The 9,063-nt window shown below is 35.5% G+C and carries 5 protein-coding genes and 1 pseudogene; 3 read left to right on the plus strand and 3 right to left on the minus strand.

The features are described from left to right. Positions 1 to 220 precede the first annotated feature (220 nt). Positions 221 to 445: a JAB domain-containing protein gene (locus tag B5X53_RS04625; protein WP_079712064.1), complete on the minus strand. Its 225-nt coding sequence runs from the start codon at positions 443 to 445 to the stop codon at positions 221 to 223. 370 nt (positions 446 to 815) lie between these two features. On the opposite strand from B5X53_RS04625, the gene B5X53_RS04630 reads away from it, so the two are divergent. Beyond that, positions 816 to 2,309 carry a DNA/RNA helicase domain-containing protein gene (locus tag B5X53_RS04630; RefSeq protein WP_079712065.1) on the plus strand — a complete coding sequence of 498 codons (1,494 nt, stop codon included), beginning with the start codon at positions 816 to 818 and terminating at the stop codon, positions 2,307 to 2,309. Positions 2,310 to 2,398: 89 nt separating this feature from the next. On the opposite strand, the gene B5X53_RS19600 is transcribed toward B5X53_RS04630, so the two are convergent. Together B5X53_RS19600 and B5X53_RS04640 are read right to left on the minus strand one after the other, a co-directional pair. Then, positions 2,399 to 2,620: a helix-turn-helix domain-containing protein gene (locus B5X53_RS19600; RefSeq protein WP_079712066.1), complete on the minus strand. Its 222-nt coding sequence runs from the start codon at positions 2,618 to 2,620 to the stop codon at positions 2,399 to 2,401. 186 nt (positions 2,621 to 2,806) lie between these two features. Continuing rightward, positions 2,807 to 3,151 (minus strand): single-stranded DNA-binding protein, encoded by a 345-nt coding sequence (locus tag B5X53_RS04640; protein WP_079712067.1) that lies wholly within the window; start codon positions 3,149 to 3,151, stop codon positions 2,807 to 2,809. 1,714 nt (positions 3,152 to 4,865) lie between these two features. Here B5X53_RS04640 and B5X53_RS04650 point away from each other — a divergent pair. Together B5X53_RS04650 and B5X53_RS04655 are read left to right on the plus strand one after the other, a co-directional pair. Further along, on the plus strand, positions 4,866 to 6,929 hold the full coding sequence (locus B5X53_RS04650; RefSeq protein WP_143533239.1) for a hypothetical protein: 2,064 nt from the start codon (positions 4,866 to 4,868) through the stop codon (positions 6,927 to 6,929). A 755-nt stretch (positions 6,930 to 7,684) separates the two neighbouring features. Next, positions 7,685 to 9,063, plus strand: a pseudogene (locus tag B5X53_RS04655) (hypothetical protein); the annotation flags it as partial.

The raw sequence follows: 9,063 nt of genomic DNA on the forward strand, positions 1-9,063 counted from the left end.
TTTGCCCGCCAGGTTTTATTAGTGGGATGAAAATTAAAAGGCATTTAAAGAAGGCTTTGGAACGGGTAAACCTCCTATATTACTGTTTCAAATTAAAAAAATAAAGTCGGTCGTTCCCACATGTAAAAAATCTGTTTTACTCAATTTAAAATAACAAAGTATTGAATAAAAAAAAACTTTTCAAAGGAAAAGAGCTTTAAGTGGGTTAAGATTACTGACATTACAAGATACCATTATCTGCAAAGATGAAGTAATTACCATCCGGACTTATAATAATATGATCCAGTATTTTGATTTTGAAAAAATCTGCTGCATTGTTAATTTTCTGGGTCAGGCGTCTATCCGGCTCGCTGGGTTTTAGCGTTCCACTGGGATGGTTATGCGCCTTATGCAAAGCTTTACATAATACACATAATGCAAAGAAAATAATTATGTCAACTGTTATTTAAACAATCTAAAAAACAGACATTTAAAAAATATTGCTTTACATTATAAATTTGATCTCTAAGACCAAAAATCCAGAATAATCAATTTGACAAAATAATTTTCGCTATTTTAGAGCTAATAGTACTGAATGAATATGAATCCGAAAGGCTAAGAATTCCCGAATCTCACTTTCATAAATCGTCTGAAAATTCTCATCAATCAACAACCATAAAAGATGGGAGCTTCGATATTTTAATGAGAAAAAGATTTTAATCGTTTTGTATATGTAGCTAGCTCAAAAACGATACATTTTTTAATCTAGACTATCAAAGCAAAGACGAAAAAGGAAGTCTTAAATTTAGGTTTCTCCTAAAAGTTTTAAAACAATAATGAAAAGTATAAACATACTATCTGTCGCTCAAGCCAATAGCAAGTTACCAGACGAATTATTAAAAACATATCTTTCTGCCTCAGGGATCAAAATGAAAAAGAAAGAACTAGAGGATTTAACAAAATTAGTGCGAAAACTATCCTCAAAAAATAAAGATGCACCTGCCTTATATGATACTTTCTTTATAGGTTATAAAATCCCCCAAATCAGTAGGGAATTTGACCTTTTAAGGTTTGGAAAAAACTATATTGTTAATATTGAGTTAAAACAAGAAAGCACAGAAGAAAAAATAAAGGAGCAATTAATCAGAAATGAATATTACTTAAGTTTCCTGGATCAGAACACTATTCACTTGACGTATGTATCCAAAAGCAATAAATTGTTCCGTCTAGATAATGACGAAGAATTAATTGAAATCAGTTTTTCAGATTTTGCTAGAATATTAAAGAACCAGAAAACCCAAGATATTTTAAACATTGATTCTCAATTCAATCCATCTAATTATTTAGTTTCACCGTTTAATTCAACTACAAAATTTTTATCCGGTAATTATTTTTTGACTAATCATCAAGAACATATTAAAGATATTATTGTCACCCAAATTGAGAATGAAGAAACTACTTTCATAAAAATATCTGCAAAAGCAGGAACAGGCAAAACCCTATTAACATATGACGTTGCAAAATTCTATCATAACCAAAATTCAAAGAAAGTTCTAATAATACATTGCGGCAAATTAAATCGGGGACATGAAGTATTAAGAGATGAGCATAGATGGAACATTATACCCATTAAAGATTATAAAAAAAAAGACTACTCGAAATATGATGTAGTCATTATTGATGAATGCCAAAGAATCCAAACTTTCCAGTTAGAAGATATTCTAAAAGAAATAAAAAAAAATTCAAGCAACTGCATTTTTTCTCTAGATCCAAAGCAATGTTTGCGTGGCGTTGAAATATCAAGAAATATCAATGAATTGCTAGAGAACTCCGTATCTCCAATAAATTTTACACTAACTGAGAAGATAAGGACTAATAAAGAAATCTCTTATTTTATAAAAGGAATATTCGATAAAAATTACAATAATCGAAAAGCAAATTTCAATAACATCGAGATAACATATTTTTGTGAAACTGATTCAGCTCTCAATCATATACAGCTTCTGAAAAGTCTTGATTGGAAAATAATAAATCTAACAGAATCTACTAGAGATGTATTGCCGTACGACGTACTAACAATACCAGGAGAGGATAATGCTCATGAAGTCATAGGTCAGGAATTTGATAAAGTTGTGGTTATCGTAGATAAACATTTTTATTACCAAGAAAATGGTATGTTGTCAACGAAAGGTTATAAAAAGAGGCCATATTATCATCCCACCAAAATGTTATTTCAGATAATGACTAGGACTCAAAGAAAATTAAATTTTATAATAATTGGAAATAATGAAATTCTATCTAGAGCAATTAAAATAACTGACCAATACTGATGATTTTCAGAATTATAAAAATAACCCTATATCATTTCCCTAAATAGGAATGTTCGAAGCTAGTTGCACTAATTTAAAGATCCTTAATTTCAACAACTTCTAAAAAATTCTGGAATCGTTATTTTAAAATAATCACATAGGTTTTTCAAGGTCAACAAAGTAATATTAGTCTTTCCACTTTCAATTCTGGAAATATGAACACTCGTATCATTGTAAACATTTTCTTGTGTAAGTTTAATCAATTCCCTTAAATCTTTAAAGCGTTTGGCAATTGATAATAAAAATTCTTCGTTATTTGAGTGATCTTCCATTTGTTGTGAAAATCACTTAATTACACTTTGGGAGCAGGTTATTTTGGGTAGTAAATTTACTTTCAAACTCCCGCTGTAACTTATTGCTATTTCATTAACTTTAGTTTTCATTATTGACTTATTTAAAGGGTTAATAATAAAGAGGGCAAAACTTCCACGGTAGCGCCCTCTTTGATTTTAAAATTATTATTTAGATTTTTCATTATTTCCTAAAAACAGGATTTCATTTATCAAAATTTCGGTAACATATCGTTTCTCTCCGCTTTGGGTTTCATAGGATCTGGAAGTTAGTTTGCCACGGATGGCCACTTCTTTTCCTTTATCAACATATTTCTCGACAAGCTCTGCCCGTTTTCCCCAGGCCACTACATTGTGCCAGTCGGTTTGTTGAATTTTCTCGCCATCCTTATGGTAGTATTCATTGGTAGCCAGTGAAAAAGAGCTTACTTTTTTACCACTTTCGAAGTTTTTGATTTCCGGGGCATTACCCACATTTCCGATTAACTGTACTTGATTTCTTAGATTACTCATAATTAAAAGATTTAGATACCTGCTTTTAACACAGATTGATTAAACAATGATTTACTTATTATATCCGGAGCGTTTTCCTTTTTTGATTTTTTTACTTCGCTAACGTTTTTGTTGTTTTGAAATGATTTCATAAGTGTTATTTGTTGATTTACTTCCTATAGAGCCGTTTGCTGTACCTTTTTTGATGCTGATACATTTTCAATATTTAGAATTAGGGAAGATTTATAAAAAGGAGGGTGTAGCCTGACTGGCTTATGCAATCTGGACTAAGTTCTAAATATTGGTATTTTGCATTACAAAAAAGGTAGGGACAGCAACGGCCGGGAAGTAAATGCAAACACTGAAATTGAAAAACAACCGGAAGCGAAGTAAATGCAAGAATGAAATTTCTATTTAGCGTACTTCGTTACCAATTAGACACGTATTAAGAATTTTAATTTTCGCTATAAGGTAAAGTGATCATAAATAAAAAAGAAGAAATTGGTAACGGGGTATAAGATAATGGCAGGGAAGCTCTTTTTCCAGAATGTAGTTTTTTACGGAATATTGGAAAATGTGCTGAACGGGTGTTGAGGTAATATTATCCTTGAAATAAATATTTTAATAAATAATAGGCCTTAAAGAAATAAGGTCAACCAAAATTGAATTTCCCTGAGTGTTTACCTGTTAAAACCATTATACTTTTTAAAGAGTTTGTCTAAGAAATAGAACGGGGATTCAGTATTTGGAAATTTATGTTTCAGTTATTTAAGGCAATTTTCCTGAGTATTGGATTCTTGTTTATTAGGGAAATATCAGCTTGTTCATTTTTCTTATTTCTACCAGGATTAACTTTAACTAGTAGTAAATAAATGTTGGCTTTTTTATCCAGTAAAAATTTCCTGAGAAGGAAATTAACACCCCCCTCATTACGCATACCCAAAAGAAGACCCTCATTTGGGGAGCGGTTTCGACAAATATAGAAGCTTCTCCTGAAGCTTTATGCGATGTAATTTCCTGTGATGGGGAAGGTGTTGGAATTGGGGCAGAACCTGTGGAAGGTTATCGTCTTGTGGTCTCCGGCGGCAACCGATGATATCCAAGTGGCCTCGGTGGCTAACTGGCCTGACTTTGTCTTTGAGACGGGCTATAAGCTACGAAATCTTTCAAGTCTCTCGGACTATATTGAAAGGGGAGGGCACCTGCCCGGTGTTCCCAAAGCGGAGGTGGTAGGCAGGAAGGGTACCACCTGGAGGCTATGGATGCCTTGCCATCGGAAAAGATCGAGGAACTTACCCTGTACCTTATCCAACAAGAGCGCCAATTAACCTTCTAGAAAGCAGGCACTAGGGTATTCTCACTTCTGAGTGCGGTATTACTTTTCTTTTCAATTCGAATTTTTACGTTTGAACCTTACCAATACTACGGTTGAAAATGCTGTTTTGGTTTTGGGTTATGTTATTTTTGGGTAAGTGGGAGAAAGACTATTTCTGTTTTTCCTTTTTATCAAACCTTCCAAACCGATACGATGAAGCATCTTTATGTAGTATTCTTTTTTATATGTACTTGCAAGATTACTTCTGAGATTATTGGAAACCCCCTGATTAATATGGCTAATTTAGGTAAAGAGTTAATAAGTAATATTTAAAAAATAATGATGAAATTTTACGTAATATGGTTCGTTCTTTTATTGGTTTCACCTCTTAACTTTAGTTATAGTCAGACTTGTCCGGAAGTGAATAATCCAATACAAAATTTTTGTGATTCAAATGTTTCTACTGTGGCCGATTTGCTGCCGAGTGATGCAATTTGGTATACTTCCAACGATCCAGGTGCTATTGCCTTATCGCCTAATGATGAACTAATAAACGAAGGAATTTATTTTGCCGGAAATTTAAATGGAAACTGTGATAATCGTCTTCAAGTTTCAGTTAATATTTATCAAACTCCAGATGCAGGAAGTGATAAACAAGCTTATTTATGTGGTACTTCGAGTGGCGCATTGTTTAATAATTTTACAGAAGTAAGAAATTATTTTACGAATATGCTGGATGAAGGGGTTCCTAAAGATGGAACTTTTGATCCTACATTAAGAGAAATTAATGAAGAGTATTGGTCATCCCCTGTGGAAGGGTCTAAAGATCTTAATACCACCTATACTGTCGGAGAATTTGGTTGTGAGGACGCTGTTGAACTAACTGTTACTGTTTATGAATATGTAAACGCGGGAGAGGATGGAGAAGTAATTCTGGAGGATTCATCTCCGATAGATTTGTTTCAATACTTAGATGGTAATCCGAGTGAAGGAGGTACTTGGTCCGGTCTTGAAGATGGTATTTTTGATCCTTTATCAGATGAAGATGGTGCCTACACTTATTCTGTTGGTAATAATTTGTGTAGTGTGAGTTCGACTTTGATGGTTTCATATACTGGAGGAAATGATCTACTCGATTGTAATAATTTATTTGTAGATAATGAAAACGTAGGTATCGGCACGGCTAATCCTGGAAGTTATGTTTTAGCAGTAGACGGTGGCATTTATACCGACGAGGTAAAAGTGATGAATGTGGATACCTGGCCTGACTATGTTTTTTCGGAATCTTATAATCTGATGGACTTAGAAGAAGTAGCCTCTTATATCGAGGAAGAGGGTCATTTACCAGGTTTGCCTTCAGCAGAAGAGGTATTATCTGATGGCATTTCACTCACCGAAATAGATAAGTCCAATTTGAAAAAGGTAGAAGAGCTTAGTTTATACCTGTTGGATCAGCATGGGAGAATGGAAAGCTTACGTAATGGGAAAGTCCAAAAATCCTCCGTCCTTGCTTATCGTGCAGATAATGAAAGACCTTATAATTTTATTTTAGATCAATCCGGGATAGCGGAAGGTCAGGCAGAGTTAAAGACAATGTCTACGGACAGTCTTTCTACAGGTAATATGTACTGCGATGGAGACAATGTTGGGATAGGGATAGGCCAAACCTTTGGTTACCGCCTTGCCGTTGCTGGTGGTATTCTTTCTGCAGGGGTGAAGGTCTCGAGTGTTAGTAACTGGCCGGATTATGTTTTCTCTGATGATTATGCGATGCTTTCTTTAGATGATTTAAGAGCATATATCAGCACAAACAAACATTTACCGGGTCTTCCGAGTGCTAAAACGATCGCCCGTGAAGGGTATAGCCTATCTGAAATGGATAAGCTCCTTTTGGAGAAAGTAGAGGAGCTCACCCTGTACGTTATTGAGCAGGAGGCGGAGCTAGAGAGTTTATCCGGGGAGTTGGGAGTTATACTTCCTGTAAGGGATGAAGAATTTGTTTCAAATAAAACTGTTTATAAAAGCCACAACGTGGATATTGAATCCTATCTCACTGCGCCTGTCCAAAGAGAGGGACGTACTTTTCGAGATGCCTCCCTTCGAAGTATGGAAGGCTCTACGGAAGCTTTATGCGATGTAATTTCCTGTGACGGGGAAGGAGTTGGAATCGGGACAGAACCGGTAGCAGGTTACCGTCTTGCGGTTTCCGGCGGCATTTTAACCGATGATATCCAGGTGGCCTCGGTGGCTAACTGGCCTGACTATGTCTTTGAGGCGGACTATAAGCTACGGGACCTTTCGAGCCTCTCGGCCTATATAGAAAGGGAAGGGCACCTGCCCGGTATTCCCAAAGCGGAGCTTGTGGAACAGGAAGGGTACCACCTGGAGGTTATGGATGGCTTGCTATTGGAGAAGATCGAGGAACTCACCTTATACCTTATCCGACAAGAGCGACAACTAACTTTCTTGGAAAGCAGACAGTAGGAGGAATTAGAATGTTTTAACTTCCGGTTGCTTTATTACTTTTCTCTTCAACTCAAATTTTTACGTTTGAACCTTACCAATCCTACGGTTGAAAAAGCTGTTTTGGTTTTTTGGGGAGTTATTTTTGGGTAAGTGGAACAAAGACTATTTCTGTTTTTCCTTTTTATCAAACCTTCCAAACCGATACGATGAAGCATCTGTACGAAGGAGAATACTATATGGAAACTGCGATGAAGATATCTTGGAAGCCAATGAATAGAATACGGTGATGCTCCTTGGAAATCAGATAACATTCTGGGAGCCTTCAGAAATGAAAACCGTTATGAGCAAACCTTTAGCAGCTATAACTTGCCACCTAATACCGGACTATATACAGCTTTGATAAATAGTGATATGCCAGTGAAAAATTATCAATCCCAGATCGGCTATATCTCTTACAAGACTGGTGAGCTGAAAAGGACTGAAGTTGAAGTGGTATAGGGGGATTGACTATGTTTATAATCTCAACGGAGCACTCAAGCAGTAATAATTCTGTGGGGCAGCTAGATCCGGACAATGATGTCAATGATGTATTTGAGATAACAGTAATTTATAACCATAACGATTATTAAAGAACAATTCCCCGTCCTCATTCTAATTTTAATAGGTTGATTTTTATTATTAAAATAATTATATAGAAACCGTAATTATTCTACGGTTTTTGTGTATAAAGTATTGTAAGGGGTTTAATATCATTGTTATTAAATAAACATTCCATGAAATCCCTTTTTATAACCTGCGTATTTTATGTTTTAGCACAACCTTTTTTCTCATTAAGTGGTATTTTTAATGCCGAAAATGATAGGTCTGGTCTATTGACTTATAGTACTAATAATGATTTATATATCGAGCGAATTTCTAATTCTGTTGGAAGAGAAACTAGCTCTCTGTGTCCTACTACAGATTCCCCATATCAAGAAATATGTGAAGCTACTGAAGGAGATTTTCCAAAAATAAAACATCTTGATGCAAATGATAATGGAGATGGTGTTGCATGGTACCCAGATAATGTGAGTACGGAGGCACTTGACGAGGAAACTTACTTAGAGGATGAAAAGATTTACTATTTAGGTGCAGAAAGTGGCGGGTGTGTTGGTTCTAGAATTGAAGTAACAGTATCTTTAGCACTTGCTCCCAATGCTGGAAGAACAACTTCTATTAACATTGCTTCGGATAGTGAACCGGTTGATTTAAGGGATCTGATTAATACGACCTACCTTCGGCCCGAACCCGATGACGGTGGTTTCATGGTTCCAGCATTAAATAGTGGGTCTACTATATTTGATCCTTCTATAGATGCGAATTTTACTGGGGGAAAACAATTTCGTCATTGGGTATATTCTACTAATAATATTTGTGATGATGATTCTACAATAGTTTATATAACTATAGATCCGGCTCCAAATACTTCTCATCTTCTATATTATTTGGGAACAGATGAGGAAGAATCTAAAAATTTCCTGGAACAATCTCCGCCCAGTACTTCTGAAGAGGGAATTAGAACGAATATTTGGATTGATCAACCTCTGGTGAAAAATTCAATTTATAAAATAATAGTGAATGATCAGGCAAAGTATTATTATGTAAACAATCTTTATGCAGAACCTGATACTGCTCCAGCCATGACTTTAACTCAGGCTAACGAGATTACTTTAATAGAAAGTTCAGAAGGTTCTAATTGTACTGAGTTAATTACAAACAATGAAGAAAATATTGGAATAGGAGGTCTTCCAAACCAGAATTACGGCTTGACCGTAGAGGGTGGCATTTATACCGACCAAGTAAAAGTGATGGACGTTGATACCTGGCCTGACTATGTGTTCTCCGAGGGTTACGGCCTCTTGGAATTAGATGAAGTGGCCTCTTATATCAAGGAAGAGGGGCATTTACCTGGCTTGCCTTCCGCAGAAGAAGTATTATCTGATGGTATTTCGCTGACGCAGATGGATAAGGCTAATTTGAAAAAGTTAGAAGAACTTAGTTTGTACCTGCTCGATCAGCATGATAGAATGGAGCGATTGCGTGCCCCTAAAACCCAAAAAGCCCCCGTCCTTGCTTATCGGACAGATAAGGAAAGACCTTATAATTTTGTTTT

It is taken from the genome of Salegentibacter salinarum, assembly GCF_900168115.1.
In the GTDB taxonomy this organism is placed as follows: domain Bacteria; phylum Bacteroidota; class Bacteroidia; order Flavobacteriales; family Flavobacteriaceae; genus Salegentibacter; species Salegentibacter salinarum.